The organism is Bradyrhizobium cedriense (assembly GCF_054602315.1).
Map to the genome: position 1 here is coordinate 561773 of NZ_JBTSWB010000003.1, position 25685 is coordinate 587457.

Consider the following 25685-nt stretch of genomic DNA (forward strand, 5'->3'; position numbering starts at 1 on the left):
CAACCGGTCGCAAGAAGCTCTCCTCAGTCCTGCGCTGTCGGCCGAATGACTATGCTGCCGACATCGACTTCGGGCGGCTGCTCCAGCGCGAAGAGAATGCCCCGTGCGACTGCATCGGGAGGGATTGCGATATTTTCTAAGCGCTTCCCTATGGCCTCCTTGACTGCCTGGTCTGTAATCGAATCTCCGAAGTTGGTGGCGATCATTCCCGGCGAAATCTCTGTGACGCGAAGTTTCGGTCCCGCCTCCTGCCGCAGCGCTTCCGTCACCGTACGGACTGCGTTCTTGGTCGCGGCATAGACGCCCATTGTCGGCAGTATCTTAAGTCCCGCCGTCGAGATGACGTTGATCACGTGGCCGCTTCCCTGTCGCGCGAAGATCGGTAGCGCGGCGGCGATTCCGTAAAGAGTGCCGCGTAGATTGACGTCGATCATGGCATCCCAATCCTCGACACGTAGTGCGTCGAAGCGCGAGATCGGTCCGATCCCGGCGTTGTTGACGATTGCATCAAGCTTGCCGCCCCTTTCGACCGCCAATCCGACAAGCGCTTCAAGATCGCACCGGCGGCGGACATCGGTTGCTTGGAACGCAGCCTTGCCGCCCGCAGCGATCGTCTCGTCCGTGATCGCTGCGAGCGCCTTCTCGTTGCGGGCGCCCAGCACGACAAAAGCGCCATGTTTGGCCAGCAGTTTCGCCGTCGCGCATCCAATCCCGCTGCTCGCCCCAGTGATCGCGACGACTTTGCCTTCGACGCTCATTGCCGATCTCCATTGCCGAGTTCTTCGAAGATAGTCAGGTGTGGCAAGATGATCTATGCTGCACGGGCTATGAAATTGTCGCAATCGTCCAGCTTGGTGGCCGACCCACTATCGAATGTGCTCGATGTCCTTGGTGCGAGGGTGACCCGGCGCACCCGCATGGAGGCCGCGGGGGACTGGGCTCTCGCATTTCCCGCGCTGGACCGGCTCAAATTCGTTGCGGTGCTGCGCGGAAGCTCCTGGATGCTGCTGCCGTCGCGAGCGCCCCAGTTGATGTGTGCAGGCGATGTGTGTCTGCTCGGATGCACACCCTATGTGGTGGCGAGCGACCCGGCGCAGACGCCGGTCGACGGACAGATCTTTTATGGAACTTCGGGGTGCGATGTCGCGCGCTTTGGAGGCGACGACATAATAGGAATCGGAGGAACTGTCACATTTGCCGCTGACAATGCAGACTTCCTGCTCAATATGCTGCCGAACTTCCTGCTCGTCTCCCGCGGTTCGCCTGCGTCGGGAGCAATAGCAACGATCCTCGGCCTGATGAACGACGAGATCCATCGAGACAGAATTGGCGGAGAGATCGTAAGTTCACGGCTGGCCGACTTATTGGTGGTAGAAGCGATCCGCGCTTACGCAAGCCAGTCCGAGCAAGTCGGGATTGGATGGTTTGGCGCGCTTTCCGACCCTCGGCTAGGTCGGGTTCTTCATGCGATCCACGAAAATGTCTCGCGGCGTTGGACGGTGGCCGGGCTCGCGAGCGTCGCCGGTATGTCGCGCGCCGCTTTTTCCGCCGCTTTCACCCGCCGCGTGGGGCAACCGCCGCTCGCCTATCTGCGGGCGTGGCGTCTAACCATCGCTCGTGCGGCGCTGGTTAGAGGTGATGCGACTGTTGCTACGATAGCAAGGACAGTTGGCTACGAGTCGCAAAGCGCATTCGGTCACGCCTATAAGCGCGAGTTCGGCACTCCTCCGAAAGCTGGCCTGGCATCGTGACGCAAGTACAGACGTGACACGACCGGAACCCATTTTTGGCATCGGCTCTGGCGAAAAAGTGGACGCTGGCGACAAACCAAAAGTCGACGCGACTGGCCGATTGCCGCACTCGAATTGTTATAGCCCCACTGAAGCTGAAATGGTTTGGGCTTGGCGATTGCTTCCGAACACTGGACAACCGATCATGGAGAGGAAGATGGCCAAGCCTTATACCATCCATGTTCCCGACCGGCGACTCAATGGGATCAGGGGCAAGGTCGAAGCTTATGGCCTATGGCCGTCTACAAGCGTTGCTTGGCATCCACCTGAATATGGTCCCAGTCACGGCTGCTGATGTGCGTGCCACGCCATCCGCGGAGAAGGACTGGCGGGCCCGTTTCGCTGCCAATTTCGAGCGCGAGAACGGTTACAGCCATGTGCGAGGGACGCGGCCACAAACTGGGCGTCGGATATCTCGCAATTGCTATCGTTAGACCGCCATTGCGCGCTTAACGCGGGCGCATAGATTCAATCCTGAACGCGAACTTCAAACATTCGCCAGACACGTATCCGAGGGCCGCCGATGATCACAGTTGATCTTGCAAACATCTACCGCGGATACATCGCCTGCCTGAACAATCAAGATTGGGACAATCTCGGACGCTTCGTCCAGGATCATGTTCGTCACAACAACGCTACGCTTGGATTGAGTGGATACCGACGAATGCTCGAGGATGATTTCGAGCAGATACCGGACCTCCATTTCGACACTCAGATCCTCGTTGCCGAACCACCCCACATCGCAGCCCGGCTGTGGTTCGATGTCACGCCGAAAGGGCAATTTCTTGGCCTCCCTGTGAACGGTCGGAAGGTGACCTTCGCGGAGAACGCCTTCTACGAATTCCGGGAGGGCCGTATCCAAGAGGTTTGGTCGGTCATCGACAAGGCCGCTATCGAGGACCAGCTTAGATAAGCTCCTAAGAGAACGACATTTGTCGAGGAAGAGCCCTGTATATGTCGAGAACGGGACGTCTGTTTGAAATTATAAACGTGCTGCGAGCACGCAGGATGCCCGTTACGGCGCAGCATTTAGCGCGTGAACTGGGTATCTCGCAGCGGAGCGTATACCGAGACATCGAGACGCTACGCTCACTCGGAGCGCCTCTCGATGGACAGGCGGGTATCGGCTATCGTTTGGAAGAGGGCTTCTTTCTCCCCGAATTCGCGTTTTCATCGGATGAACTGGACGCGGTAATCCTCGGTTTGGACTGGGTGCGGCAGCGCGCCGATCCTGCCTTGGCACAGGGCAGAGAGAGCGCTCTGGCGAAGATCCTTTCCGCCTCCGCGTACCGTCAGAAATCGGGCTAATGATTTCATTGGGGATTTTAACCCCTTGGCACAAACCGACCTGTCCAGATCGATCGCTACCTTTCGCCCCACTCGCCGCATTTTAAGTGCTTCAGCGCGTGCTGGTCACCTACGAAGACGTCAAAAATGTCGTCAAAGCCGCACCCTTGGTCTTCTTTGGTGTCAAGATCAGAGCGGCGTGTGGGTGGCATCACTGGCACGTAGTTCCCGCCAACGTCCGGGCGTAACGCCTTCCCACTCGCGAAAGGCGCGATGAAACGAGGTCGCGTCCTGGTAGCCGAGAAGAAACGCGATCTCGTCGAGTTCAAGGGCTTCGTCGCTGAGAAGGCGGTATCCAAGCTCCCGCCGGGCCTCGACCAGCAGCTCGCGGAAGCTACGGCCTTCCTCGGTAATCCGACGTTGCAACGTCCGCTCGCTCATACCCATCCTGCGGGCGACCTCGCTTACGTCTGGTCGACCGCTCGGCAGGCTGCGCTTGAGTTCGAGGACCACCTGTTCGCTCAGAGTCCGCGCCTGCATCTCCTCGAGCGCGGTGCCCAACGCCGGCGTCAGCATGGCGAGCAGTTCAGGGTTGTGGCCTGGAAACGGTCGGTCGAGATCGGCGGCGTCGAGCACGAGGAGGTCGCGCGGCGCGCCGAGCCGGACCGGCGCGGCGAAGTATCTTTCATGGGCAGCGCTTCGCGCGCCGGGCCGGGCGAGGTCGACGCGCAAGGGGCGTATGTCAGTCCCCGTGCCGCGGCGTGCCAGCTCCATCAGCGTGGAAAAGGTTGCGTCCACACTCACCGACGGCTCGGCCTCGCTGGCGTGAAACCATGTCATTCCCACGGTGCAGCTGCGCCGTCCCCCATCCAGACCTTCGGTGACCTCCAGAGTCTCCGGCGTGCAAAGCCGCTTGAACCGCGCCAGCCGTTCGAGCCCGTCGCGCAGATCGCGGGCATAAAAGGCGGCGAGCGTGGAAGGCGGATGGACGGCCGTGTCGGCGCTGCGCACGATCTTGAGGCCAACCGCAGGATCGTCGGACAGCGTCTCCAGCGCCCGCATCAGCGCGAAATACTGCGCAGTCGTGATGCCTTCCCCGGTTTGGGCGAGCGTTACCGGCAGCCGCGCCTGGCGCAGCAGCGCCGGGGGCGGGATGCCGATCGCCTTCACCGCGTTCCACAATCCGTGCGGCACCTTGCACCGGTCAGCGGGAGCGGGCCGCATGACGCTCAGGCGCCTTTCGGCAGCTGGCTGAGGATGATGCGATCGAACATGCGGTCGCCCAACCACGTGCGCATCGCAATCAGCAGCGCACCGAACTTGCCCCTGACATAGCGGGTGCGTGGACGGGCGGCGGCGACCGCTGTGCCGACCACATCCGCGATCACGCGCGGGTGGCTGTTGCGTCCCTTGGCATAGGTGTCGCGGGTTCCGGCCGCGACCGCACGGGTCAACCCTGCATAGGGCCCGGTGCCGGAACGCTTGAGCAGGCTATCCGCCACCACGTCGCCAAATCCCGTTTCGATCAAGCCGGGTTCGATGACGACCACATCGATGCCCAGTGGGGCGAGTTCGAGACGCAGGCAATCGGACCAGCCCTCCAGTGCATGTTTAGTGGCGTGATACCAACTGCCCAGCGGCGTGTAGATCTTGCCACCCATCGACGTGATGTTGATGATCCGGCCGGCCTTTTTTGCGCGCATCGCCGGCAGCAACAGCTGCGTGAGCCGACCGGGGCCGAAGACATTCACCTCGAACTGGTATCGCGCCTCGTCCAAACCGATCTCCTCCATCGGCCCATAGAGGCCGAAGCCGGCATTGTTGACCAGCACGTCCACGCCGCCCGTCTGCGCCGTGATCGTATCGACCGCCGCCACGATATCGGCCTCGCTGGCGATGTCCATGCGGAGCGGATGCGCCCCGAGCGCCTTCAGGTCATCCATTTCGGCCATGCGGCGGGCGGCCACATAGACCTGGTAGCCGTCGGCCATCAGCCGCTTTGCGATCTCCTTGCCCATTCCGGACGACGCCCCCGTGACGAGAGCGGATTTTTTGTTGCGATCGAACATGTGTCACCTTCCTTGCTTGTGCGAGGAAGATAGGCCAGCGCCGGACCAGCGGCATTGACGGAAGGCGCCAAGTGGTGGGCAGATTGCGCCATCTTTGAGCGCGGACCTCCCTTTGAAGATTGTAAAGCGGCGGCGCGCAGCCCAAGCCTCGACGTCTGATTATGGGGTACGCCAGTCCTCGAGCCCGAGGCCACCGACGCGACCGAACTCCCGCGCATTGTGCGTCACGATCTTCAGTCCACGCCGCAAGGCAGAGGCTGCGAGCAGCACATCGTAGGCGCCGATGGGAGTTCCCTGGCTGTTCAGGCTCGCGCGCAATTGCGCTGCCACGCGCGCATCCTCACGCTCGAATGGCAGGACGGAGATCGTGTTCAGCAGCGTCCTCATCACGTCCCGCACACGTGGCGCCAGGTTGGGATTGCGGGCGAGCCCATACTCGACCTCCATCTCGGTGATCACCGAGACGGCCAGTTGCGATGGCGCTTCCTGACGGAGCCGCGCCGCCACGGCCTGCTCGCCACGCGCGAAATCGCTCAGCACGTTGGTGTCGAGCAGATACTTCACGACAATGCATCTTCGCGCGGCGGCAGCAATTCGTCGCGATGCGACTCGAAGGGCTGAATGTCGGGAGCGCCCTGCCATTCCAGGATGGCCGGTGGCCAACCGGGACTGCCGAGCGTCTTCTTGTCCAGCCACTCGCGCAGCGCCTTGCGGATCAATCCGCTCCGGGTCTCGCCCAGCGTCTTCGCCGTCTGGTCCAATTCCTCGGCGGTCTTGTCGTCGAGATACAGGTTGAAGTTCATCAGGAAGCATCCTCCATGATATAACCTATATGAGGTTATATCCAGAGACCGATGCTGGGCAAGCAAAATCCCGGCATGGTTGGCTAGGCCGGGCGCGTCCTTGAACATGCCTTGCAGAACGCAGCACTTTCTGGATATATTACTGGAAATCTTCTGGAGGACTCCATGGGAAATTCACAGAAGCGCGCCATCCAGAATTACCGCTCCCGGCTCGCCGAGCGCGGGTTGGCGCGTTTCGAAGTGCTCGGCCGGGACGCCGATCGCGATCTGATCCGTTCGTTCGCCAGACGTTTGTCGGAGGATACACCCGAGGCCTCGGCGCTTCGTGCCGCCGTGAGCAAGTCGATCGCGGGCGAGCCGCCCAGGCTTGGCCGGATTCTTGCCGCACTGCGTCGTTCACCGCTCGTCGGCGCCGATCTAGATCTCTCCCGGCCTCGTGAAAAGGGGCGCAAGGTCGACTTGTGATGCGCTATCTCCTCGATACCAACATCCTCAGCAACGTCGTCAAACCGCGACCATCGGAATCGCTGCTGTCATGGATGTCGGCGCAGCGCGACGAGGATCTGTTCATCGCCTCGTTGACCGTTGCAGAAATCCGCCGCGGCATTCTGGAGAAGCCGGGCGGCAAGAAGCGCGATATCCTCGACAATTGGTTCTCCGGACCTGAAGGACCGCAGGCGCTTTTTGCCGGCCGCATCCTGTCCTTCGATGACAAGGCGGGACTGGTCTGGGCACGGCTGATGGCCGAAGGGAAAACGGCGGGCAAACCGCGAAGCGCGCTCGACATGATCATCGCCGCGGTGGCCGATGCAAACGACTGTATCGTGGTGACGGATAACGAAAAGGACTTCGCCGGACTTCAGGTCGTCAATCCGGTGCGCGGGGCGATCTGATGCGGGTCGTGGGATGACGGGATCGCGGCAATACCCGTCAATCTCAATTGCAGTCGCGATCGTCTTCGCTGCGTCCTACCTATCCCCGCGCGGCTCCCAAGCCGCGGACACTCCACACTCCAAGGTATTGAGTGCACTGGACTGCACTGGACTGCACCCCTGAAGTGAGACACATAATTGCAGTGACACCGCGATTGTCACAATGCGTTACCGTACCTACTTAAGGGGTGCAGTCCGACGTTGTCACCGTAATGCCCGGCGCACACCCCGCGTTTGCGCTGTGTGGCCATCGCTGCGCGCGGCGGATTACTGCACAGATCCATCCCGTTACGCGGCTAGCTCGTCGTCGGCTCAGTCGCCTGACCTCGCGGTTGACCGATCACTCCGCGAAGCTGCTCAACAAACCCGTCCACCTCCCGCCAATCGATGTAGCGCTCGATCAACTCCCTTGTAAGTCGTAGCGACCGCTCAATCGGGCCCGTCCGAACGAGATTGCGCTCGACCTCGATTGCAATCACCTCGCGCGGCGCCCCATGTAGACGTGCCGCCACCTCCTCCGGCAGGACCTCTCTGAGACGTTCGAGATCGAAGAATTGAAAATAGGACGGCTTCAAGAAGATAACCGGCGCCATCCTCTGAAGGCGCTCATGGGCGCGCGCCGCCCCATGGCGATCGTCATCGACCACGAAGACGGCATTCGGGGTGGTACTTGCAAGCAGTTCGGCGAGTCGTTCGGGCGCTACGTTGCTGCCCAAACTCACGACCGAAACGCTCTTCGCGCCGATCTGTTCGGCCAAGCCCCGCTTCACAAGCTCGTCGAAAAAGGCCTCGTCGCGCTTCCCCTCGACGAACAGCGTAACCTCACCGAGCGCCGCTCCCTCCTCTGCAGGTTTCTCCGCATGAGTCTTCTTCTCAACTGCCTGCTTGAACTGCTTGTAGTAAGCAGAGATCCCGTTCACCTTGCGGACGCGGCGGAACAGCGGTATCCACTCGTTATTGTCGCTCCACACGATCGGAAGCGTGAAGTTGGGAGTGTTATAGGGCAGGACCAGCAGCCCGGCGAGATCGCCGTAGCCCAACGGATTGCTCTTGTAACAGATCCGCCCGTAATCCTTCAGCCTATTCTTGAGGCGAAGTCGCTCATCATAGGGTACGCCGGCATAGAATGGAGAATCCAACGACGAGGCGGTGTCTGCGGCATTGTACTCGAATGCGGAGAATGTGAACGCCTTCGTCTTCTCCTCAATCTCCTCGATAGCGTTCTTCATACCGCAAACAGACAGCACGAAGATGTTCTTCACCCCGAGTGGCAGGACACTTACGGCGAGCCTCTCTATCTCGTCCGCAGCCTGATGACCCGTGCCGATCACATCATCAAGAAGCACAAGGTTCTCTACGCGACCGGCTTCGATGTGATGAAAAGACTCGGGACCCAGGAAGTTCTCCTCGGAGATCGAGGCGTTCATCCGGAGATGATACCCGATCATAGCGCCGCTCTTGCCGACATCGCCCATCGCGGCATACATTGTGTTCACCCCCGTAATGCGGGAATTCTTCTCGACCGCCTTCCGCACCAGCTTTGAGAAAGCAATCTGCAGCCCCCGGTCGATGTCGCGCTGCCCGACAACGTTCAGATTCTGCACAACGCGGAGCGCTAGCCCAAAGTCTTCTTCATCAAACTGAAGGACCCACTTGATGACGTCGTCAAACGAAGCAGCCATATCCGCTGGCCAAGTCGAGATTGCCTTTTCAATACGTTCAACCTGGTCGGCGATGGACTTCGGATATCGCATGCATCCCCTCCTGATGCCCAAAGGGGGCATTCACTGCTTATGCGCTGACACGTTCTCGGTTACAGCAGGCGCACTCGGTCCCCCTCGGGAATAATGTAATGGCCGAATCTAGTGCCAAATCTCTGGAATCGAAAATCCACTAGTGAGTTCGCGATGCCGCCAACAAAGTTGACTACTTCTTGAAGTCCATCGGCAACACCGCACTTGTACCAAACGACCTGCCCCTGAACGGGATCAGCATAACAGTACCCCTTTCCGACAACGCAGATGATTGTGGCGGCGCTTAGTGTCATCGCTTCCTGATCGACATCAATGTATCGCGCTAATTCAGCTTCGATTGTCTCCTCTTTAAGATCTGAGCTCCATGCAAACAAAAAGCGTGGACCGATCATGCGTTGCCCACGCACGTTTGGTAGAGAACTCATCGCCAACAGAGATCGAAACTTCTGCACCGAGTCGCGCAATTCTTGTTTAGTCAGGCGGGATTTAACCTCGCCATAGTAATACACTCCTTCAATTGGAAAGAGCCCATCACGCTCACTGTAAAGAACAGCGGGCACGTGGAATTTATCAAATATGATCACGTCCGCTTCTTGCGATGTCCCGCCTGCAGCATCGACCACAACGCCCGAGCCCGCAATGAAGTCCGAGCTGAGTATACGGCTTAGCAGGTCGGAAACGAAAATCTCTCGAAACTTGCCCTTGACGCCAGCGTGGCTCATTGCTGCCGTTTCTTTAAACTTGGCTACCGCCGCAGCCACCTCGTTGCGAAATCTCTCTTGGACCTGCGGGTGAGTCACACCTCACTCCCACTCAATCGTCCCAGGCGGCTTGCTCGTCACGTCATACACCACCCTATTCACGCCCTTGACCTCGTTGATGATGCGCGTGGCGGTCTCGCCTAAGAATTTCATGTCGAACTGGTAGAAATCCGCGGTCATGCCGTCGGTGGAGGTGACGGCGCGCAGGCCGACCACGAAGTCGTAGGTGCGGCCGTCGCCCATGACGCCGACCGTCTTGACGGGGAGCAGCACGGCGAAGGCCTGCCAGATGTCGTCGTAGAGGCCGTGCTTGCGGATCTGGTCGATGTAGACGGCATCCGCCTTGCGCAGGATGTCGAGCTTGTCCCTGGTGATCTCGCCGGGGCAGCGGATGGCAAGGCCCGGGCCCGGGAACGGGTGGCGGCCGACGAAGATTTCGGGGAGGCCCAACTCACGGCCGAGCTTGCGCACCTCGTCCTTGAACAGCTCGCGCAGGGGCTCGACGAGCTTCATGTTCATGCGCTCAGGGAGTCCGCCGACATTGTGGTGCGACTTGATCGTCACCGAGGGGCCGCCGGTGAAGGAGACGCTCTCGATCACGTCAGGATAGAGCGTGCCTTGTGCGAGGAAGTCGGCGCCGCCGATCTTCTTGGCCTCGGCCTCGAACACCTCGATGAAGAGGCGGCCGATGGTCTTGCGCTTCGCTTCCGGGTCGGTGACGCCTTCGAGCTCGCCCAGAAACTGTTTCGAGGCATCCACGTGCACGAGCGGGATGTTGTAGTGGTGGCGGAAGAGGTCGACGACCTGCTCGGCCTCGTTGAGACGCATCAGGCCGTGATCGACGAAAACGCAGGTGAGCTGGTCGCCAATGGCCTCGTGGATCAAGACGGCCGCAACGGCCGAATCGACGCCGCCGGAGAGGCCGCAGATCACCCTGCCCTTGCCGACCTGCGCGCGGATCTTCGCGATCTCCTCCTCGCGGAAGGCGCGCATGGTCCAATCGCCGGAAAGGCCCGCGATCTTGCGCACGAAATTGCGGATCAGCTTGGCGCCGTCGGGCGTGTGCACCACTTCGGGGTGGAACATCAGGCCGTAATATTTGCGCGTCTCGTCCTGGATGATCGCAAACGGCGCGTTCGGCGAGGTGCCGGCGACGGAGAAGCCGGGCGGCATCCTGGTGATGCGGTCACCGTGGCTCATCCAGACCTGGTTCTTGCTGCCTGACGACCAGACGTCCGCGAACAGCTTGCTGTCGGCCTTCACCTCGACATCGGCGCGGCCGAATTCGCGGTGATGGCCCCCCTCGACCTCGCCGCCGAGCTGGGCCGCCATGGTCATCTGTCCGTAGCAGATCCCCATCACCGGCACGCCGGAATCGAAGATCGCTTGCGGGGCGCGAGGCGAGCCGGCCTCGTGCACGGACTCGGGGCCGCCGGAGAGAATCACGGCTTTCGGCTTCATCTCATCGAAGGCCACTTCGGCCTTGTTGAACGGGACGATCTCGCAATAGACGCCGTCCTCGCGGACGCGGCGTGCGATCAGCTGCGTCACCTGGCTGCCGAAGTCGACGATGAGAATCTTGTCGTGCGCCGAGACCACCGAGGGCGTCGACGCGGAGCGGTCGTTCTGTGCTGCTGTCATGGCCAGCAGATACGCTGGCAGCGGGCGCGCCGCAACCGCGCACGCCGCGTGCCCACATTCTTCTTTGGGCATGGACAAACTGATATAGGTCAGTATTATTGACCTAATATGCCCGCTCTAATAATGGGCCAATGAGGGGGAATGCCATGTCACAGCATCATCAGCCATCGACGCTTGCCGCGCTCGGCCGGACCTGGGTCGAGGCCTGGAATACTGGCGATCTCGAGCGCGTGCTCGCGCTCTATGACGAGGCGGCCGTGATGACTTCCGACGGTATCCCCGCGATGGGGTTCGACGCCAGCGGCACCGTGCGCGGCAAGGACGCCTTGCGCGCCTATTGGGGCAAGGCGCTCGGGCTGCTGCCGGAGTTGCACTTCTCGCTGATCGATCTGTTCGTCAGCCCGGACAGCGTGGTGGTGCTCTATGCGAATGAGCGGGGCAAGAAGATCTGCGAGTATCTGCGGGTGAACGACGCCGGGCTGATCGTGCAGGGCTCGGCGAATCATTTGCCCCATTGATCCGTCTGCGCCGCGACATCAGCGCTTGCGTGCGCCGGCCTTTCGCACCCGCGTGTCGGCCCACGTCAGCGGCCGGCCGGTTCGCGACGGCAGCACCAGTTGCCCCACCGGCTGGCCTGTCTGGTCCACCAGACTGGAATGCGCCTCGCCGTGCGCATAGAGATGCGCCTCGCCCCATTGGCGCAAGCCGACGATGACAGGAAACAGCTCGCGTCCCCGCCTCGTCAGCGCGTATTCCTGATACGCGCTGCCGTCGGAAGCCGGAACCAGTTCGAGCACGTCGAGCTCTACCAGCTTGCGCAGGCGCGTGCTGAGCATGCCCTTGGCAATGCCGAGGTTCTTCTGGAAATCGCCGAACCGGCGCAGCCCGTCGAAAGCATCGCGCACGATCAGGAGCGACCACCAGTCTCCGATTGCATCGAGCGCGCGCGCCACCGGGCAGTCGGCCCCGGAAAAACCTGTCCGCTTCATGCTCCCACTCCAATCTGGTTCTAAAATAAGACTAGACAGGGCGGCACGCAACTGGTCTCATTATAAGACCAGATTGGAGATGACGGATGACGAGCAATGACCCTGCCGGGGCCAATCCAAAGAATAGTGCCGGGCCGGCCGGGCACGGGCTTTCTTCCGCGATGGCGCTGCTGCTCGCGCTGGCTTGCGGCCTCAGCGTTGCCAACGTCTACTTCGCCCAGCCACTGCTCGACGCTATGGCCCATGACCTCGGCATCGCTCCCGCGGCGATCGGCATGGTCGTGACCTTCACGCAGATCGGCTACGCGCTCGGCCTGATCCTGATCGTGCCGCTCGGCGACCTCTGGGATCGCCGACGGCTGATAGCCGGCCAGATTGCACTGTCAGCGACCGGGCTCGTGGTCGTCGGCACCGCATCGCACACGGCGGTCCTGCTCGCGGGGCTGACGCTGGTCGGCGTGCTTGCCGTCGTCGTGCAGATCCTTGTCGCCTTTGCCGCAACGCTCGCAACGCCGGACGGCCGGGGCCGCGCCATCGGGACAGTTACCAGCGGCGTCGTCGGGGGAATCCTGCTCGCGCGTTTTGCCTCGGGCGCGCTGGCCGATATCGGCGGCTGGCGCACGGTCTACCTGGTTTCGGCCGGCCTCATGCTCGCCATGGCCGTCTTGCTGTTGCGCGTCCTGCCCCGCGGTCCGCACGCGGCAATGGCCGACTCCTCGTATCTGTCGCTGTTGCGCTCGACGGCAGCGCTGTTCGTCGAGGAGCCGATCCTGCGCGAGCGCGCCTTGTTTGCGTTCCTGATCTTTGCCGATCTCAACGTGTTCTGGACGTCGATCGTACTGCCGCTTTCGGCGCCCCCTTTCGTGCTGTCACACACGACGATTGGACTGCTGGGGGTCGCCGGGTTCGCCGGAGCACTGGGCGCGCGCAACGCCGGCCGTCTCGCCGACCTGGGATGGGCCCAACGCACCACCGGACTGTCGCTGATGCTGATGCTCGCCGCCTGGGCCGCGATCGCCGGCCTGCACGTCTCGCTCTGGTTCGTCGTCGCGGGCGTGATCATGCTGGATCTGGGGCTGCAGGCCGTCCATGTGACCAGCCAGAGCCTGATTGTCGCCGCGCGCCCCGACGCAGCAAGCAGGCTGGTCGGCGGCTACATGGTGTTCTACTCGATCGGCAGCGCGGCTGGCGGAATCGCGGCGACCATGGTGTACGCGATGGTGGGCTGGAGCGGCGTTTGCATGCTGGGTTCCGGCATCAGCGCCGCCGCTCTGCTGGTCTGGGTCATCAATGCGAGCAGGATGCAAGAGGTGGCCGGCTGCGCGCTGACGACCTCGCCGCCCAGGTAAAGTGCACGACCTGGAAATCGGCATCGGCTAACAAGCGATGCACGGCATCAAGGCAGGATCTTCCCTCATGAAACTCCCCACCTCCCCTTTTACCGTCACCGACTGGAGCCGGATCGAGGCAACCACGCATCCCGGCGAGAGCGGTGAGGCCAAATGGCGCACGCTCAATATCGGCGATCTCCGGGTGCGGATGGTGGAGTATTCGCCGGGTTATCGCGCCGACCATTGGTGCGATCGCGGCCACGTGCTTTATGTGCTGAAGGGCGAGCTGGACAGCGAGCTGCGCGACGGGCGAACGTTCAAGCTCACGGCGGGGATGAGCTACCAGGTGTCGGATTTTGGCGACGCCGCGCACCGGTCCTCGACGGCCATCGGCGCCACGCTCTTCATCGTCGACTGATGCGTCTGGCCCGGTTCATTGCAGCGCAAAATAGCAAAGAGGCGCGACATCCCGAGCCACGGGTGGTGCCTTGAAGTAGCCCCAAATTCTCGCTATATTGTGATCATCGATACTTGGCCGAACGACTGGGCCGCTTCGCTTCGTTACAGACGGGCGCGCACGCTTCAGATGACTTCTCCAAACATCGACTGAACAGGATCAAGGGCGCAGCGACGCGTACCGGTCCGCGTGCGTACCCTCTCTAACAAAGGAAATTCCCATGGCTATGGGCACCGTGAAGTGGTTCAACACCCAAAAGGGTTATGGTTTCATCCAGCCGGACGACGGGCAGAAGGACGTGTTCGTGCACATCAGCGCGGTCGAGCGCGCCGGCCTCTCCACCCTCAACGAGGGCCAGAAGGTCTCGTTCGACATCGTCGCCGACCGCCGCAGCGGCAAGTCCTCGGCTGACAATCTCCGCGTCGGCTAACCGCCGGCGCAACGTTCTGACCGCGGACGTACCGGCAGAACGCTAGAAAAAGAAAGCCCCGCGACCGGGATCGGTCTGCGGGGCTTTTGTTTGGCCCGGTCATTCCGGGGCTCGCGAAGCGAGAGCCCGGAATCCATCGAACCGCACACACTGCCGCACGAGGGATTCCGGGCTCGCCCTGCGGGCGCGCCGGAATGACGGCGTTGATCAGTTCGTCTTCTTCAATACCGCCACGAAAAATCCATCCGTCCCGGTCCGCCGCGGTGTCATCAGCCAGCCTTCCGCCGACCGGAGCGCGGCATCGCCGAAAGCTTCGGCCTTGTCCCAGAGCACGCTCGCGGTCTGCTCGGGCGGGACGACGGCGAATTCGGGATGGCGCCCGACGAACGCCCTCACCTGCTCGCCGTTCTCCTCCGACAGCACCGAGCAGGTGATGTAGGCGATGCGGCCGCCCGGCTTCACCAGCGGAACCGCACGCTCCAGCACCTCGGCCTGGTCGCGCAGGCGAATCTCCAGCGCGCCCGGGCGCATCCGCCATTTGGCATCGGGGTTGCGGCGCCAGGTGCCGGTTCCCGTGCAGGGGGCGTCGATCACGACGAGGTCGGCCGAGGCGCGAATGTCGGCAAGCGGATCGGCCTCGCCCTTGGGCGTGCGCACGTCGGCATTGTGGACGCCGGCGCGCGACAGCCGCTCATGGATCGGGACGAGCTGGCGCTTGTCGCGGTCGGTCGCGATCAGGCGGCCCTTGCCCTGCATCAAGGCGGCGAGCGCCAGCGTCTTGCCGCCGGCGCCGGCGCAGAGATCGATCACCTGCTCGCCGGGCTTTGCCGCGGTGAATTGGGCCGCAAGCTGCGATCCTTCATCCTGCACTTCAATTGCGCCCTTGATGAAATCCTCTTCCGCCTGGATGCCGGGGTTGCGCGCATCGGCGGAAAGCTCGATGCGCAGGCCGGTTGCCGACCAGGGCGTCGGTTTCGCATGAAGATGAGCAAGCGCACGCAGCGCCTTGTCGCGATTGGACTTTAGCGTGTTGACGCGCAGGTCGAGCGGGGCCCGGCTCGCCATCGCCGTGGTCTCCTCGGCACGGTCCTCGCCGAACACTTTCGCAAAGTGCGGATCGAGCCATTCCGGATAGTCGCCGGCCACGGCAGCAGGCGCGTGCTCGAGGGAGCGCGAGGCGAGCGCGGCCTGCTCGGCATCCGTCAGCGGCGCCGGCGCATACCGGCTGCCGTCGAACAGCGCGGCCATCGTGGCCGTGTCCATGTTGCGCTCGAGGCGGAGCATGCCGATCAGCCGGGCCCGCGCGGTATCGGAATCCATCAGGAACGCGCTCGAGGCGTAGCGGCGCAGCACGTCCCAGACGAGACCGGCAATGGCGGCACGGTCGCCGGAACCGGCGAAACGGTGCGCGGTGCCCCACTCCTTCAGCGCCTTGGCCGCGGGCACGCGGTCCCTCTCGATGGTGTCGATCAGTTCGATGGCTGCGGACAGCCGGGCAGCGGGGGTCATCTAAATCTTTCGGTTTTGCGCATGATCTTCTCGGAAAACCGGGATCCACTTTTCCGGATCATGCGCGCTCAGATCAGCAGCAAGAGCTTCAGCGCGAAGTAGAACCACATCGCCAGCAACACCAGCACGCCGGCAAGCCAGACCGTCGAGCGGCGGCCGAGATCGTTCGAGGAGACGAACACGCCGGCATGGGCAAAGCGCGTCACTACGAACACCCAGGACATCAGCACGATGAAGAGATCGGCGCGGCGCAAGGGCAATGCCAGCGCGATCAGGACGTAGAACAGCACCGGCAGTTCGAACTGGTTGCGGTAGCAATTGGCGATTTGTGTGGCACCCTTCGGCCAGTTCGGCTCGCCCAGCGCAATGTCGCGGATCCTGGTCTCGCCCGAAACCAGCGTCTTGCGCCGCGCCAACACCATGCCAATCAGGAGTGCGAAGGTGAGAGCGACCTGCACGAAGACCGGCAGCAGGACCATTTGAACGGACATCGGAACTTTCCCGGGAGGCGAAATGCCGCCGACCGTCATTAGCCGCGACTTTTGCCGCTGACAATGAACGACTTGAACCGGCGTTCCCGATCACGCGACCAAGGCTCGACAATCAAAGCGATTTTGCCCTCCGGGCCCGAGGCGAGATACCGCCATGAACACGCTGTCCAGCCTTTTCGCCGAATCCGCCGACGGGCGGCTCGGCATTCTGATGTCGGCCCTATCAGGCATCGCCGCCGCGCTTGCGGTGGCGCTGGCAATGACGGTCTATTTCCGCCTGAGCTACCGGACCTGGCGCGACGTCGTCCGGCACGGCCTGGCCACCCTGGCCGCGATGATCCTGTTCGCCTTCGCCGCCTACGACATGCGCCATGCCGCGCTCGCCTATCTCGGTCTCAATCCGTCCAAGCCCGCGGTCGAGTTCGAGATCCGCATGCCGCGGGAGACGCTGACGGCGGCGGCCGACACCCAGATCGAGTTGCACACCGACCGCAACCAGACGCTGGCGCTGGTCGAGGGGGTGCGGGACCTTGCGGATGGCCGCGCGCTGCTGCGCGGCGCAGTGGCGCTCAACCACCGCACCGCGGACCGGCTGCTGGTCGTGAACATGCCGGGCAAGGGGACGTTCGAATTCCGCCTCCGCCTGCCGGCCGACCCGTATCGCTCCGGGCAATTCAGTCCCTGGCATCTCGCCGACCGCATCGCCTCACCGCTCGCAGGCCCGATCGCGCCCCAGGACGACTACACGATCCGCTACCGCGTGCTTTAAACTTTGTTCGATGCATCCATGCCCGCGCCGTCATCGTTCCGACGCGTGGCGATGGGTATGATGCGCCCATGTCCGAATTTCGCCTCACGCAGATTTCCGACACCCATCTTGGCCGGCGCTTTCCCGGCCTGATCGCCAACTTTCACTGCATCTGCGAGCACATCGATGCTGGCAGGCCCGATCTCGTCATCAACACCGGCGACGTCTCGTTCGACGGCCCGACCAGCCGCGACGACGTCGAGTTCGCGAAAGGCCTGCACGACGCCCTGCCCGTCGCCTGCCGCTACCTCCCCGGAAATCACGACATCGGCGACAATCCGACCGCAATCGGACCTGCGCCGAAGCCGTCGGTCAGCGAGGCGCAACGCCAGCAGTTCTGCGACATCATCGGCGAAGACCATTGGTCGTTCGAGGCTGCCGGCTGGCGCTTCATCGGCCTCAACTCGCTGGTGATGAACTCAGGGCTTGGCTTCGAGGGCGAGCAGTTCGACTGGCTCGCCTCGGAAGTTGCGCGCACGAACGGCAGGCCGGTCGCGCTGTTCCTGCACAAGCCGCTATTTCTCAACCTGCCCGACGATCCCGAGACGCCTGAGACCTCGATCCGCTACGTCCCACAGCCGGCGCGGGCGCGGCTGATCGAGATGTTCGCGCCTGTCGACCTGCGCCTCATCGCCAGCGGCCACGTGCACCAGCGGCGCGATTTCACCCATCGCGACACCCGCCATGTGTGGGCGCCATCCGCGGGCTTCGTGATCAATGATGCGCGCCAGGACCGGATCGCGATCAAGGAAGTCGGCCTCGTCGAATACCGCTTCCAGCCCGACAGTTTCGAGGTCCGCCACGTCAGGGCCGCGGGCCAGCGCGATGTCGATATCGAGGAGCTGCTCGCCCAGATCGGCGAGCACTGACTCAGGCGACGCTCTTGAGATCCTGCTGGATCGCGGCGAGCAAGGATTGCAATGCCTCGCTGTTCACCGGCTTGGCTGCCGGATCATTGGCGCGCGGTTGCCTCGCAGTTTGCGCGGCGTGGAGCGGGCGCTTCGGAAACGGCGGCGGTGGCGTCGGCATCGGGGGGCGGGCAAAATCGGCCTCGTCCTCCGTGTGAACGAACTTGCCGTGGATGACGTCGTCACGCCGGCCCATGACGAACATGGTCGTCCAGTAACCGGCGGCCAGCAAGATGACGCAGAAAACACTGATCTCTAACATCGCAACACCAAAAATATGCGCGATGATTCAATGCCTTCGCCGGCCCGTCAATCAACAGGCGTTCACACCTGCGGCTTTTGCCGCAAGGTGTGGCCAATTGGTGACTCTTTCTTAACTATCCCCGGCCGGAAACGGCCTGACGCGACGATCAAGCCTTGTCCGGCCCGACCCGGACCAGCTGCTTGCCGAAATTGGCACCCTTCAGGAGGCCCATGAAGGCACCGGGGGCGCTCTCCAGGCCCTCGGTCACGAATTCCTTGTACTTGACCTTGCCTTCGCGAACCCAGGCCGACATGTCGCGCAGGAAGTCGCCATGACGGGACGCGAAGTCGGAGACGATGAAGCCGCGGAAGGTCAGCCGCTTGGTCAGGGTCGCGCGCATCATGCTGGCGGCCCATTTCGGCGGCTTGGCCTCGGTGTCGTTGTAATGGGCGATCAGGCCGCAGACCGGCACGCGCGCGAACTGATTCAGCAGCGGGAACACCGCCTCGAACACGGCGCCGCCGACATTCTCGAAATAGACGTCGATGCCCTTCGGGCAGGCATCCTTCAACTTGGCGGCGAGATCGGGATCGCGGTGATCGATGCAGGCATCGAAGCCGAGCTCCTTCACCACATAATCGCACTTGTCTTTGCCGCCGGCGATGCCGACGGCGCGAGCGCCCTTGATCCTCGCGATCTGGCCGACGGCCGAGCCGACCGCACCGGAGGCGCCGGCGACGACGACGGTCTCGCCTTGTTGCGGCTTGCCGATGTCGAGCAGGCCCGTATACGCGGTCATCCCGGGCATGCCGAGCACGCCGATCGAGGTCGAGATCGGGCCGAGCTTCGGATCGACCTTGATCAGGCCCTTGCCGTTGGAGATCGCGTGCGTCTGCCAGCCGGTGCGGGCGCGAACGATGTCGCCGACCGCGAAATCAGGATTGTCCGACGCTGCGACCTCGCTGACCGCTTCGCCTTCCATCACGCCGCCGAGCGGCACCGGCGCGGCATAGGACGGCCCGTCGCTCATGCGTCCGCGCATATAGGGATCGAGCGACAGCCAGATCGTGCGCAGCAGGACCTCGCCGTTCCCCGGCGTCGGGACGGCGAATTCCTCCAGGCGAAAATCGGACGGCTTTGGCTCGCCGACGGGACGTGCGGCGAGAACGATGCGTTGTGCCTGGGACATGGTGGCTTCCTCCAGATTGGCTTTCGCCGTGAACGGAAGCGGAGGGGCGTAGCTACGTCAATACAAAAGCGAGGTGCGGCTGGCTCCCCGGCACCGAGGGGGCGTCGCCGTTCATGCAGGGCCTGTCGCCGACCAAGCCTTTCTCAGGTCCGTTGTCGCCGTTTCCAGCATTTGGTGCCGACGCGGCGTCCCTTCATTCAGGTAGTCCGGCCATCCGCATGCCCTCCGAGGCGAGCGCGAAATCCTGCGGGCGGCGGACGAGCAGCCAATCCTGCAAAACGCCAACCCGTAAGGTCGGATCCAGCCTGCGGACGTGGGCCATCGCCTCGCGGGCTTCGTCCATCCGCCCGGCCAGCGCGTGGCTCGCCGCCATGAAGGCGGCCACCCGCAAGACGTTCGGCATCTGCCGCGACGCCCGCTGCAGCGACGCCACCGCGTCGTCGAAGCGGCGGCAATACAGGTGCCCCATCGCGATCCCGGTCTGCATCTGGAATATCTCCGGATCGAGCGGGCTGAGCCGCATGGCACGGCTGAAATGGGTGATCGCGCTGTCGTGTTCGCCCATCGAGATTCGCTGATAGCCGCCGAGATACCAGATCGTCGACGAATTCGGATTGAGCACCAGCGCGCGGTCAACATGGGCGACACAGGTGTCCAGGTCGCCGCCGAAATGCGGCCAGGCGTGGCCGCCGCGGCACAGCGCAACCGCGTCGTTCTTGTTCAACGTCACCGCGCTCTGGCACAACCGCGCCGCCTCGGCGCCGTCGGCGGCGCGATCTGTGAGCCAGCGATTCATCTTGCGCCAGTAGAAGCACCACGCCGCCATGCCATAAGCCGCGGCGAAGTCCGGATCGCGATCGATCGCCCGGTAGAACAGCGGCAACGCCGCATCGATTCCGTCCCGCGTCGCCGTGTGGAATTGCGCCAGCCCGCGGAGATAATAGTCGTAGGCATCGAGGCTTTCGGTCGGTTTGCGCTTGGCGCGTTCGATTTCGGCCAGTTCGAGCTGCGGCGCGATCGCGCCAACGACGCTGGCGGTGATCTGGTCCTGCAGTTCGAAGATATCCTCCATGGTGCTCTCGAATCGCTCGGCCCACAGATGGGCGCCGGTGGAGGCGTCGATGAATTGCCCCGTGATGCGCACACGGCCGGCGGAGCGGCGCACGCTGCCCTCCAGCACGTAGCGCACGCCCAGTTCGCGGCCGACCTTCTTCACATCGACCGCGCGGCCCTTGTATGTGAAGCTGGAATTGCGCGCGATCACGAACAGCCAGCGGATTCGAGACAGACCGAAGATGATGTCCTCGACTACGCCGTCGGCGAAATAGTCCTGATCGGCGTCCCCGCTCAGGTTCAGAAACGGCAGCACTGCGATCGAGGGTCGGTCGGGCAGGTCGAGCGTGGCGACCGGCTTCTCCACCGACGGGACGATCGCGATGCGCGGATCGGCCGCTTCGTGCACCTCGCCGACAAAGCGAAACCCCTTGCGCGGAACGGTGCGGATCAGCCGCTGCCCCTCGCCACTGTCCTCCAGCGCCTTGCGCACAGCGTTGATGTGGCTGGCCAGCGTCGATTCCGAGACGATCCGCCCGCCCCACACCGTGTCGAACAGATCGTTCTTGGTAACGACGTGGTCGCGGTTGCGCACCAGATACAGCAGCAGATCGAAAGCCTGCGGCGTGATGCTGACCGCCTCGGAGTTCCGCCGCAACTCCCGCCGGTCAGCATCGAGGACATAGGCTCCGAAGGTGAACCGCACCACAAAGACCCCAATTGAAACCAAGTGGCAACCCGCCCTCGACGCCCCCCAACAGAAGCCGCCGCGCCCTGTTTGGACGAAACTGCAAGTGAAATTCAAGCAAAAACCAAGGGCGATGCAAGTCCGCAACAAGGTCTCGGGCCGGTTTTCGGCGCATCCTCCCGTCTCCGGATCGAACGAGGCGAGAGGGCGAAATGAAGATCGTGGTGATCGGCGGCAGCGGCTTGATCGGTAGCAATGTGGTGCGCAGGCTTCAGGCAAGAGGCCACGAGGTGGTCGCGGCCTCGCCCTCCTCCGGCGTCAACACGGTGACCCGCGAGGGCCTCGCCGAAGCGGTCTACGGCGCACAAGTCGTAATCGACGTCGCGAACTCGCCGGCCTTCGACGACAAGACGGCGATGGATTTTTTCCAGACCTCGGGCCGCAACCTGCTGGCTGCCGAAACCGCCGCTCAGGTGAAGCATCATCTCGCGCTGTCGGTGGTCGGCACGGACCGGCTGCAGACGAGCGGCTATTTCCGCGCAAAGCTGGTGCAAGAAGACCTCATCCGAGCATCAAGCCTTCCCTACACCATCCTGCGCGCGACACAGTTCTTCGAGTTCATCGGCGCGATCATCGCAGGCGGTGCCGAAGGCGATGTGATCCGGCTGTCGCCCGCGCATTTCCAGCCCGTAGCCGCCGACGACGTCGCGGCCACGCTGACCGAACTGGCGCTCGGTCCGCCTCGTAACGGCACTGTCGAGATCGCTGGTCCCGAAAGGCTTGGCCTCGATGACTTCGCGCAGCAGGTTCTTGCCGCCAGGGGCGACTCGCGCCGAGTGATCCCCGACATCCACGCCGACTATTTCGGCCTGACCCTGAACGATCAGTCACTGACGCCGGGCGACGAGCCGCGGCTCGGGCCGACCCGGCTCACGGACTGGCTCCGCAACTCCCACCCGGCGTGAAAGGACAAGTCATGGACCGGACTTGGTCTCCCTCAGCAGATGCATCTCGCCGTGACGTGCTCCTGGGAGGACTCGCCGTTGCCGCCGCGATCGCACCTCCCGGCGCCGGCCTCGCCAAAGTACGGCGGCCGCAGCAGTCCACCCTCTCCCCTACCTTTACGAAGGACGCAAAACGATGAGCACGATCACCACCAAGGACGGCACCGAGATCTACTACAAGGACTGGGGCAAAGGCCCGGTCGTCACCTTCTCGCACGGCTGGCCGCTGAATGCAGACGCCTGGGACGGCCAGATGCTGTTCCTTGCTCAGCACGGTTTTCGCGTCGTCGCGCACGACCGGCGCGGCCATGGTCGCTCCAGCCAGGCCTCGGAGCACAACGACATGAACGGCTATGCGGACGATCTCGCCGCGGTGATCGAAGCGCTTGATCTACGTGACGCCACGCTGATCGGCCATTCCACCGGCGGTGGCGAGGTCGCACGCTACATAGGCCGCCACGGTACCGGCCGCGTCGCCAAGGCGGTGCTGATCGCGGCGGTGCCGCCGATCATGCTCAAGACCGAAGCCAACCCGGAAGGACTTCCGATCGAGGTGTTCGACGCCATTCGCGCAGGCGTCGCAGGCGACCGTTCGCAATACTACAAGGATCTGGCGATTGCCTTCTACGGTGCAAACCGGCCGGGCGCAAAAGTCTCGCAGGGCACGCTCGACCAGTTCTGGCTTTGGAGCATGCAGGCAGGTGCCAAGAACGCCTATGAGAGTGTCAAGGCATTCTCCGAAACCGATTTCACCGAGGACCTGAAGAAGTTCGACGTGCCCACGCTGGTGCTGCACGGCGAAGACGACCAGATCGTGCCGGTCAAGGACTCCGCACGCAAATCGGCGAAGCTCATTGAGGGCGCCAAGGACGTCTATTACCCCGGCGCCCCGCACGGCCTGACCGCCACCCATCAGGATCAGGTCAACGCCGAGCTCCTGAGGTTCATCCGGGGCTAGCGATCTCGTTCACTCGAATTGCAGACCCCAGCGAGAAAGACAGCAGCATGGACAAACCTGCCAACCGCACCCTCGCGGGCGTAGCCGTTCCCGACACCCCGATCGTCGATGCCGCGATCGAACATGCGCGGCAGCACTGCGAGCCGTATCTGTTCAACCACGTCGTGCGCTCGTGGCTGTTCGCGGCGCGGCTCGGGCAATTGCAGAACGTCGAGCACGATGAGGAAGTGCTCGCGGTCGGTACCCTGCTGCACGACATCACGCTGAACGAAAGCTTCGCCGGACCGCGCCGCTTCGAGATCGAAGGCGCGGACCTGGCGCGGCACTTTGCCGCCGAGCGCGGCTTCGACCAACGCCGTACCCAGCTGATTTGGGACAGCGTCGCGCTGAACTCGACCCCGTCGATCGGTCTCTACAAGGAGAGCGAGGTTGCGCTGTGCACCGCCGGCATCTGCTTCGACGTCATCGGGCTGCAATACAACGTCATTCCCGCCGCCGAAGTGGAACGGATCGTCGCCGAATTCCCGCGAATGCAGATCAAGCGACAATTCCGCCGCTGCTTCTGCCATATCGCAAGCACCAGACCGGAAACAAGCTACGACAATTTCATCCGCGATTTCGGCGAGCGCTTTGTCGAAGGATACAGCGCGCCTTCGGTGGTCGATCTGGTGGATGCAGCGCCATTCGCCGAGTAGGATGACATCTCAACAGACCGAAGCGACCGCGACAACGGGGATGTCCGAGATCCGGTCGCGGGCTGCCCCGGTCAAACGGGGCACGGCAGAACTCTTGTGGGCGAGCGCGCAAATCCCGCGCGCCACCGAAGCAACTACCCTCCGCCCGGGTAATTCGGGCTCTCGCGCGTGATCGTCACGTCGTGGACATGGCTCTCGCGCAGGCCGGCGCCGGTGATACGGACGAACTGGGCCTTCTCGTGCAGCTCCTTCATGTCGCGCGCGCCGACATAGCCCATTGCTGCGCGCAAGCCGCCGGCGAGCTGGTGCATGACGTTGCCGACCGGGCCCTTGTACGGCACCTGCCCCTCGATGCCTTCAGGCACGAGCTTGAGCGTGTCCTTGATGTCCTGCTGGAAGTAACGATCGGCAGATCCCCGCGCCATTGCGCCGACAGATCCCATGCCGCGATAGGCCTTGTAGGAGCGGCCCTGCCACAGGAACACTTCGCCGGGCGTCTCGTCGGTGCCGGCGAGCAGCGAGCCGACCATCGCGATGTCGGCACCGGCGGCGAGCGCCTTGGCGAGATCGCCGGAGAATTTGATGCCGCCGTCGGCGATGACGGGGATGTCGGCTTTCTTCGCCGCTTCCACCGCGTCCATGATCGCGGTGAGTTGGGGAACGCCGACGCCGGCGACGATGCGGGTGGTGCAGATCGAGCCCGGGCCGATGCCGACCTTGATGCAATCCGCGCCTGCATCGATCAGCGCCTGCGCGCCTTCCGTGGTGGCAACGTTGCCGGCGACGACCTGCACCGAGTTGGACAGGCGCTTGATGCGGTTCACCGCATGCAGCACGTGACGGGAATGGCCATGCGCAGTGTCGACGACGACGAGGTCGACGCCAGCATCGATCAGCCGCTCAGTCCGCTCAAAGCCGCTGTCACCGACGGTGGTGGCGGCGGCAACGCGCAGGCGGCCCTGCGCGTCCTTGCAGGCGAGCGGATGGGCGACCGCCTTCTCCATGTCTTTCACGGTGATCAGGCCGACGCAGCGATATTGGTCGTCGACGACGAGCAGCTTCTCGATGCGGTGCTGATGCAGCATCCGACGCGCCTCGTCCTGGCTGACATTCTCACGCACCGTGACGAGATTTTCGTGCGTCATCAGCTCGGAGATCTTCTGCTGACGGTTGGTCGCAAAGCGAACGTCGCGGTTGGTGAGGATGCCGACCAGCTTGCCGGGCGTCGATTTGCCGGCGCCGGTGACGACGGGAATGCCGGAGATGCCGTGATCGCTCATCAGCTTCAGCGCATCGTCGAGCGTGGCGTCGGGGCTGATGGTGAGCGGATTCACCACCATGCCGGACTCGTAGCGCTTCACCTGGCGGACCTGGGCGGCCTGCCCTTCCGGATCGAAATTGCGGTGGATGACGCCGAGGCCGCCGGCCTGCGCCATGGCGATCGCCATGCGGGCCTCGGTGACGGTGTCCATGGCGGAGGCCATGATCGGGATGTTGAGCGGAATGGCGCGGGTGACTCGGGACCGGATGTCGACCTCGCCCGGCATGACATCCGACAGGCCCGGCTTCAACAGCACGTCGTCGAACGTGAAGGCTTCGCGAATGCCCTGAAGTTGCACCGTGGCCATCTGCCAACTCCTTCCTGCGGCCCTGCCGCAAATGCTTATGGATGAGCGCCGCCCTCGGCGTACCTTGCGGCAACGCCGGAGAATCGGAGCCCATCGGTGGGGTTGACGCGGGTCGATAGCACGGCTGCGTGACGAATCAAAGCAATTCGGACCGCTGGCCAGCCATGCACAGGCTTTTTGCGTTAATTCGGCGGGGACAGCCCATACGCGACCCAACCGCCGCCATTCCACTCCACGGCGAAGGCGCGACCCGGAATGCGAGGGGG

29 protein-coding genes are annotated in these 25685 nt (G+C 63.2%); 14 read left to right on the forward strand and 15 right to left on the reverse strand.

The window, feature by feature from the left end:
• Nucleotides 1–23 precede the first annotated feature (23 nt).
• On the reverse strand, nucleotides 24–758 hold the full coding sequence (locus ACYCVF_RS14390; protein ID WP_459596149.1) for an SDR family oxidoreductase: 735 nt from the start codon (nucleotides 756–758) through the stop codon (nucleotides 24–26).
• A gap of 48 nt (nucleotides 759–806) precedes the next feature.
• Between ACYCVF_RS14390 and ACYCVF_RS14395 the strand changes: the two genes are divergently transcribed.
• The 3 genes from ACYCVF_RS14395 (at nucleotide 807) to ACYCVF_RS14405 (ending at nucleotide 3098) form a co-directional block, all read left to right on the forward strand.
• Entirely contained in the window at nucleotides 807–1751 is a 945-nt protein-coding gene (locus tag ACYCVF_RS14395) for an AraC family transcriptional regulator (RefSeq protein WP_459596150.1), read from the forward strand.
• Nucleotides 1752–2313: 562 nt separating this feature from the next.
• Nucleotides 2314–2703 carry an ester cyclase gene (locus ACYCVF_RS14400; protein ID WP_459596151.1) on the forward strand — a complete coding sequence of 130 codons (390 nt, stop codon included), beginning with the start codon at nucleotides 2314–2316 and terminating at the stop codon, nucleotides 2701–2703.
• A 41-nt stretch (nucleotides 2704–2744) separates the two neighbouring features.
• Nucleotides 2745–3098: a helix-turn-helix transcriptional regulator gene (locus tag ACYCVF_RS14405; protein ID WP_459596152.1), complete on the forward strand. Its 354-nt coding sequence runs from the start codon at nucleotides 2745–2747 to the stop codon at nucleotides 3096–3098.
• 168 nt (nucleotides 3099–3266) lie between these two features.
• On the opposite strand, the gene ACYCVF_RS14410 is transcribed toward ACYCVF_RS14405, so the two are convergent.
• The 4 genes from ACYCVF_RS14410 to ACYCVF_RS14425 all read right to left on the reverse strand — a co-directional run bounded on the left by ACYCVF_RS14410 (nucleotide 3267) and on the right by ACYCVF_RS14425 (nucleotide 5949).
• The gene (locus tag ACYCVF_RS14410; protein ID WP_459612932.1) at nucleotides 3267–4247 is read right to left on the reverse strand and encodes an AraC family transcriptional regulator; all 981 of its coding nucleotides are present in this window, start codon (nucleotides 4245–4247) and stop codon (nucleotides 3267–3269) included.
• 59 nt (nucleotides 4248–4306) lie between these two features.
• On the reverse strand, nucleotides 4307–5146 hold the full coding sequence (locus tag ACYCVF_RS14415; protein ID WP_459596154.1) for an oxidoreductase: 840 nt from the start codon (nucleotides 5144–5146) through the stop codon (nucleotides 4307–4309).
• 159 nt (nucleotides 5147–5305) lie between these two features.
• Nucleotides 5306–5710, reverse strand: a complete 405-nt coding sequence (locus ACYCVF_RS14420) for a PIN domain-containing protein (RefSeq protein WP_459596155.1) — start codon at nucleotides 5708–5710, stop codon at nucleotides 5306–5308.
• Nucleotides 5707–5949, reverse strand: coding sequence for a ribbon-helix-helix domain-containing protein (locus ACYCVF_RS14425; RefSeq protein ID WP_459596156.1), 243 nt, complete (start codon nucleotides 5947–5949; stop codon nucleotides 5707–5709). The genes ACYCVF_RS14420 and ACYCVF_RS14425 overlap by 4 nt, the downstream gene beginning before the upstream one ends.
• Before the next feature lie 165 nt (nucleotides 5950–6114).
• Here ACYCVF_RS14425 and ACYCVF_RS14430 point away from each other — a divergent pair, with 165 nt between their 5' ends.
• Together ACYCVF_RS14430 and ACYCVF_RS14435 are read left to right on the forward strand one after the other, a co-directional pair.
• A complete protein-coding gene (locus ACYCVF_RS14430) occupies nucleotides 6115–6414 on the forward strand; it encodes a hypothetical protein (RefSeq protein ID WP_459596480.1) in 300 nt (99 codons plus the stop codon).
• Entirely contained in the window at nucleotides 6411–6842 is a 432-nt protein-coding gene (locus tag ACYCVF_RS14435) for a PIN domain-containing protein (RefSeq protein ID WP_459596157.1), read from the forward strand. The genes ACYCVF_RS14430 and ACYCVF_RS14435 overlap by 4 nt, the downstream gene beginning before the upstream one ends.
• 335 nt (nucleotides 6843–7177) lie before the next feature.
• On the opposite strand, the gene ACYCVF_RS14440 is transcribed toward ACYCVF_RS14435, so the two are convergent.
• Genes ACYCVF_RS14440 through guaA form a run of 3 tightly spaced genes read right to left on the reverse strand, consistent with a single transcriptional unit; the run spans nucleotide 7178 to nucleotide 11037 of the window.
• Nucleotides 7178–8635, reverse strand: coding sequence for a phosphoribosyltransferase-like protein (locus tag ACYCVF_RS14440; protein ID WP_459606410.1), 1458 nt, complete (start codon nucleotides 8633–8635; stop codon nucleotides 7178–7180).
• A gap of 59 nt (nucleotides 8636–8694) precedes the next feature.
• Complete coding sequence (locus ACYCVF_RS14445; RefSeq protein WP_459606409.1) at nucleotides 8695–9435, reverse strand: DUF6602 domain-containing protein; 741 nt, start codon at nucleotides 9433–9435, stop codon at nucleotides 8695–8697.
• A 3-nt stretch (nucleotides 9436–9438) separates the two neighbouring features.
• Nucleotides 9439–11037 carry a glutamine-hydrolyzing GMP synthase gene (guaA, locus tag ACYCVF_RS14450; protein ID WP_459596160.1) on the reverse strand — a complete coding sequence of 533 codons (1599 nt, stop codon included), beginning with the start codon at nucleotides 11035–11037 and terminating at the stop codon, nucleotides 9439–9441.
• 146 nt (nucleotides 11038–11183) lie between these two features.
• Here guaA and ACYCVF_RS14455 point away from each other — a divergent pair, with 146 nt between their 5' ends.
• On the forward strand, nucleotides 11184–11555 hold the full coding sequence (locus tag ACYCVF_RS14455; protein ID WP_459596161.1) for a nuclear transport factor 2 family protein: 372 nt from the start codon (nucleotides 11184–11186) through the stop codon (nucleotides 11553–11555).
• An 18-nt stretch (nucleotides 11556–11573) separates the two neighbouring features.
• On the opposite strand, the gene ACYCVF_RS14460 is transcribed toward ACYCVF_RS14455, so the two are convergent.
• On the reverse strand, nucleotides 11574–12026 hold the full coding sequence (locus ACYCVF_RS14460; RefSeq protein WP_459596162.1) for a winged helix-turn-helix transcriptional regulator: 453 nt from the start codon (nucleotides 12024–12026) through the stop codon (nucleotides 11574–11576).
• A gap of 86 nt (nucleotides 12027–12112) precedes the next feature.
• On the opposite strand from ACYCVF_RS14460, the gene ACYCVF_RS14465 reads away from it, so the two are divergent.
• The 3 genes from ACYCVF_RS14465 (at nucleotide 12113) to ACYCVF_RS14475 (ending at nucleotide 14244) form a co-directional block, all read left to right on the forward strand.
• On the forward strand, nucleotides 12113–13375 hold the full coding sequence (locus tag ACYCVF_RS14465; RefSeq protein ID WP_459596163.1) for an MFS transporter: 1263 nt from the start codon (nucleotides 12113–12115) through the stop codon (nucleotides 13373–13375).
• 67 nt (nucleotides 13376–13442) lie between these two features.
• Nucleotides 13443–13775, forward strand: coding sequence for a DHCW motif cupin fold protein (locus tag ACYCVF_RS14470; protein ID WP_459596164.1), 333 nt, complete (start codon nucleotides 13443–13445; stop codon nucleotides 13773–13775).
• Between the two features lie 259 nt (nucleotides 13776–14034).
• A complete protein-coding gene (locus ACYCVF_RS14475) occupies nucleotides 14035–14244 on the forward strand; it encodes a cold-shock protein (RefSeq protein WP_015686739.1) in 210 nt (69 codons plus the stop codon).
• A gap of 207 nt (nucleotides 14245–14451) precedes the next feature.
• Here ACYCVF_RS14475 and ACYCVF_RS14480 read toward each other — a convergent pair whose 3' ends face one another.
• Nucleotides 14452–15753, reverse strand: a complete 1302-nt coding sequence (locus ACYCVF_RS14480) for an RsmB/NOP family class I SAM-dependent RNA methyltransferase (RefSeq protein ID WP_459596165.1) — start codon at nucleotides 15751–15753, stop codon at nucleotides 14452–14454.
• A gap of 68 nt (nucleotides 15754–15821) precedes the next feature.
• Entirely contained in the window at nucleotides 15822–16244 is a 423-nt protein-coding gene (locus ACYCVF_RS14485; protein ID WP_459596166.1) for an MAPEG family protein, read from the reverse strand.
• A gap of 154 nt (nucleotides 16245–16398) precedes the next feature.
• On the opposite strand from ACYCVF_RS14485, the gene ACYCVF_RS14490 reads away from it, so the two are divergent.
• Entirely contained in the window at nucleotides 16399–17013 is a 615-nt protein-coding gene (locus tag ACYCVF_RS14490) for an acriflavin resistance protein (protein ID WP_459596167.1), read from the forward strand.
• A gap of 68 nt (nucleotides 17014–17081) precedes the next feature.
• Entirely contained in the window at nucleotides 17082–17921 is an 840-nt protein-coding gene (locus tag ACYCVF_RS14495) for a metallophosphoesterase family protein (protein ID WP_459596168.1), read from the forward strand.
• Between the two features lies 1 nt (nucleotide 17922).
• Here ACYCVF_RS14495 and ACYCVF_RS14500 read toward each other — a convergent pair whose 3' ends face one another.
• The 3 genes from ACYCVF_RS14500 to ACYCVF_RS14510 all read right to left on the reverse strand — a co-directional run bounded on the left by ACYCVF_RS14500 (nucleotide 17923) and on the right by ACYCVF_RS14510 (nucleotide 21152).
• On the reverse strand, nucleotides 17923–18222 hold the full coding sequence (locus tag ACYCVF_RS14500; protein WP_459596169.1) for a hypothetical protein: 300 nt from the start codon (nucleotides 18220–18222) through the stop codon (nucleotides 17923–17925).
• A 148-nt stretch (nucleotides 18223–18370) separates the two neighbouring features.
• A complete protein-coding gene (locus ACYCVF_RS14505; protein WP_459596170.1) occupies nucleotides 18371–19393 on the reverse strand; it encodes an NADP-dependent oxidoreductase in 1023 nt (340 codons plus the stop codon).
• Nucleotides 19394–19586: 193 nt separating this feature from the next.
• Entirely contained in the window at nucleotides 19587–21152 is a 1566-nt protein-coding gene (locus ACYCVF_RS14510) for a winged helix-turn-helix domain-containing protein (RefSeq protein WP_459596171.1), read from the reverse strand.
• 194 nt (nucleotides 21153–21346) lie between these two features.
• Here ACYCVF_RS14510 and ACYCVF_RS14515 point away from each other — a divergent pair, with 194 nt between their 5' ends.
• The 3 genes from ACYCVF_RS14515 to ACYCVF_RS14525 all read left to right on the forward strand — a co-directional run bounded on the left by ACYCVF_RS14515 (nucleotide 21347) and on the right by ACYCVF_RS14525 (nucleotide 23791).
• Nucleotides 21347–22099: an SDR family oxidoreductase gene (locus ACYCVF_RS14515; RefSeq protein ID WP_459596172.1), complete on the forward strand. Its 753-nt coding sequence runs from the start codon at nucleotides 21347–21349 to the stop codon at nucleotides 22097–22099.
• 175 nt (nucleotides 22100–22274) lie between these two features.
• A complete protein-coding gene (locus tag ACYCVF_RS14520) occupies nucleotides 22275–23096 on the forward strand; it encodes an alpha/beta fold hydrolase (RefSeq protein ID WP_459596173.1) in 822 nt (273 codons plus the stop codon).
• Nucleotides 23097–23143: 47 nt separating this feature from the next.
• Nucleotides 23144–23791, forward strand: coding sequence for an HD domain-containing protein (locus tag ACYCVF_RS14525; RefSeq protein WP_459596174.1), 648 nt, complete (start codon nucleotides 23144–23146; stop codon nucleotides 23789–23791).
• Nucleotides 23792–23925: 134 nt separating this feature from the next.
• On the opposite strand, the gene guaB is transcribed toward ACYCVF_RS14525, so the two are convergent.
• Nucleotides 23926–25419: an IMP dehydrogenase gene (gene guaB / locus ACYCVF_RS14530; RefSeq protein WP_459596175.1), complete on the reverse strand. Its 1494-nt coding sequence runs from the start codon at nucleotides 25417–25419 to the stop codon at nucleotides 23926–23928.
• Between the last annotated feature and the right edge of the window lie 266 nt (nucleotides 25420–25685).